This is a genomic window from Rhodoferax sp. (assembly GCF_014859475.1).
Classification (GTDB): Bacteria; Pseudomonadota; Gammaproteobacteria; order Burkholderiales; family Burkholderiaceae_C; genus Rhodoferax.
This window is the reverse complement of record NZ_JACUUE010000285.1, coordinates 1-2,545: the sequence shown is the minus strand read 5'-3', so window position 1 is coordinate 2,545 and position 2,545 is coordinate 1. Positions and strand designations below refer to the sequence as shown.

General features: G+C 58.3%; 5 protein-coding genes. 4 read left to right on the top strand and 1 reads right to left on the bottom strand.

Annotated features, from left to right (window positions below; translation table 11 throughout):
• A partial coding sequence (locus tag IBX54_RS14415) for a hypothetical protein (protein ID WP_296543347.1) occupies positions 1-200 on the bottom strand: 200 nt, incomplete at its 3' end.
• 123 nt (positions 201-323) lie between these two features.
• Between IBX54_RS14415 and raiA the strand changes: the two genes are divergently transcribed.
• The 4 genes from raiA to IBX54_RS14395 form a co-directional block, all read left to right on the top strand.
• Positions 324-653, top strand: a complete 330-nt coding sequence (gene raiA, locus IBX54_RS14410) for a ribosome-associated translation inhibitor RaiA (protein ID WP_296543346.1) — start codon at positions 324-326, stop codon at positions 651-653.
• An 80-nt stretch (positions 654-733) separates the two neighbouring features.
• On the top strand, positions 734-1,192 hold the full coding sequence (locus tag IBX54_RS14405; protein ID WP_296543345.1) for a PTS sugar transporter subunit IIA: 459 nt from the start codon (positions 734-736) through the stop codon (positions 1,190-1,192).
• Positions 1,193-1,223: 31 nt separating this feature from the next.
• Positions 1,224-2,174 (top strand): HPr(Ser) kinase/phosphatase, encoded by a 951-nt coding sequence (hprK, locus tag IBX54_RS14400; RefSeq protein ID WP_296543344.1) that lies wholly within the window; start codon positions 1,224-1,226, stop codon positions 2,172-2,174.
• A 51-nt stretch (positions 2,175-2,225) separates the two neighbouring features.
• A partial coding sequence (locus tag IBX54_RS14395; RefSeq protein ID WP_296543343.1) for an outer membrane protein assembly factor BamE occupies positions 2,226-2,545 on the top strand: 320 nt, incomplete at its 3' end.

Below are 2,545 nucleotides of genomic sequence, written 5' to 3'. Positions count from 1 at the left end.
AGCTCTTCGAGCGATTCGATCTCTTCCTGAAACAGGCGGCCGTTGGCGAGGGTGAAGATGTTGAGCATGGGCTCACTCCCAAATAAGGTGGGTGATGGCGCGACGGGGCGGGTGCAGTCCTGTAACCCGTAAATTATCGCATCGCAGAGCCACTGGCTGCCTGCAAGCAGGCGGTGAAACCGCAGGATGCTGCACTGCATCACAAAAAAATAATTGCATATTCAGCCAAGCCCGGGCATAGTCTGTGTCATGAATTTGTCAGCCATTTTTCTCGTTGCCAGTGTGCTGGCAACTTTTTCCCCCAAGAGCTTTAGGAGGCTTTTATGAACTTGACAATCAGCGGTCACCATTTGGAAGTTACCCCGGCTTTGCGCAGTTACGTGACCAGCAAGCTGGACCGGATCAAGCGGCATTTTGACCAGGTGGTGGACGTGAAGGTGCTACTGACCCTGGAAAACCTCAAGGAAAAGGAACGCAGGCAAAAGGCGGAATGCAATATTCACATCAAGGGCATTGAACTTTTTGCCGAAAGCGCCCATGCCGATTTGTATGCAGCGGTGGATGAACTGGTCGATAAGCTCGACCGCCAGGTGGTGCGCCACAAAGACCGTTTGCAATCGCACCATCACGACGCGCCCAAGCGTTTGATGTAAATTAGAATCTTCCGAGCCGCCCGCAAGTGCGTGCGGCTTTTTTTGTGCCCAATGTTCATCGCGCACCCTTAAAGTACATCATGAATCGACTCGCTTCTATCCTCTCGGCTGAACACGTTGTGGTCCAGGTGGACGTTTCAAGCAAAAAAAGAGCTTTTGAAGAGGTGGGGCTGCTGTTCGAGAATTTGCACGGCCTGAGTCGCGCACTGGTGACCGACAGTCTTTTTTCTCGCGAGCGTCTGGGCTCCACCGGCTTGGGCCACGGCGTGGCGATTCCCCACGGCCGCATCAAGGGGCTCAAGGCGCCAATGGCGGCGGTGTTCCAGTTGGCGCAGCCGATCGGGTTTGATTCACCCGACGAGCAGGCGGTCGGCTTGATGATTTTCTTGCTGGTGCCCGAGGCTGCCACCCAGAAACACCTGGAAATCCTGTCTGAAATTGCCGAAATGCTCAGCGATGCAACGCTGCGCGAACAGCTCCTGACCATCAAGGACGCCGACGCGCTTTACCTGCGCATTGTCAACTGGCAATCGGCTTGAACAAGCAACTTATTGCGCTGGAGCGACTGCCATGAAACCCAATGTCATCAGCGCCGACTTGCTCTTTGAGGAGTTTCGCGCCAGCTTGCATTGGGAGTGGGTCGCCGGCCTGGGCGCTTCCGAGCGACGCTTTGACGAAGTGGCGGTGCGGGCCGCCCGCTCAGGTGCCGATCTGGTGGGCTACCTCAACTACATTCATCCCTACCGTCTGCAAATACTGGGCGAGCGCGAAGTCGCCTACCTGGTCAATGCCACGCCGGACGATTGCGCGCGCCGCATTGGCCGCATCGTCACGCTGGAGCCGCCGGTGCTGGTGCTGGCAGACGGGCAGGTCGCGCCCGAGGCCTTGACGTCGATGTGCGAGAGCTCCCAGATTCCGATGTTTGCCACCGATGGCTCGTCGGCTTTTGTCATCGACGTGCTGCGCGCTTACCTGTCCAAGTATTTTGCCGACCGCTGCACCATGCATGGCGTGTTCATGGACATCCTGGGCCTGGGCGTGCTGATCACGGGTGAATCCGGCCTGGGTAAAAGTGAGTTGGGGCTGGAGCTGATCTCGCGCGGCAACGGCCTGGTGGCTGACGACGCCGTCGATTTGTACCGCATCAACCAGGACACGATCGAGGGGCGCTGCCCTGACCTGCTGCTCAATTTGCTCGAAGTGCGTGGCATCGGCCTGCTCGATATCCGCGGTATTTTTGGCGAAACCGCAGTGCGCCGCAAAAAGCGCCTGCAATTGATCGTTCATCTGGTGCGCCGCGAGACCATGGAGCGCGACTACGAACGCCTTCCCAATGAACCGCTGACGCAAGACGTGCTGGACGTGCCGGTGCGCAAAGTGGTGATTCAGGTGGTCGCCGGGCGCAATATTGCGGTGCTGGTTGAAGCCGCCGTGCGCAACACCATTTTGCAGATGCGCGGGGTTGACACCTACAAGGACTTCGTCGAGCGCCACCGCCAGGCAATGAGCGAGCCAAGCTGAACCCGGGGGCACCCCCTACAATCGCCCAATTCTTCGCTACTGTCTTTGCCCATGTCCAAGTTTTTGCAACGTTTTGTCTGCCTGAGTGTGTCAGGCATTTTGTTGGTCGGCTTGAGCGCCTGTGGCGGCCTGAATCGCGCCAGTCAAAGCGCGGTGGGCTTGGTCACGCCCTACAAAATCGACATCGTGCAGGGCAATTTTGTCTCGCGCGAGCAGGCTGCCGCCCTCAAGCCGGGCATGGGCCGCCTGCAGGTGCGCGACATACTGGGCACGCCGCTGCTTGCCAGTATTTTTCATGCCGACCGCTGGGACTACGTGTTTACTTTCAAGCGCCAGGGTGTCGAACCGCAGGCGCGCCGGGTCACGGTGTT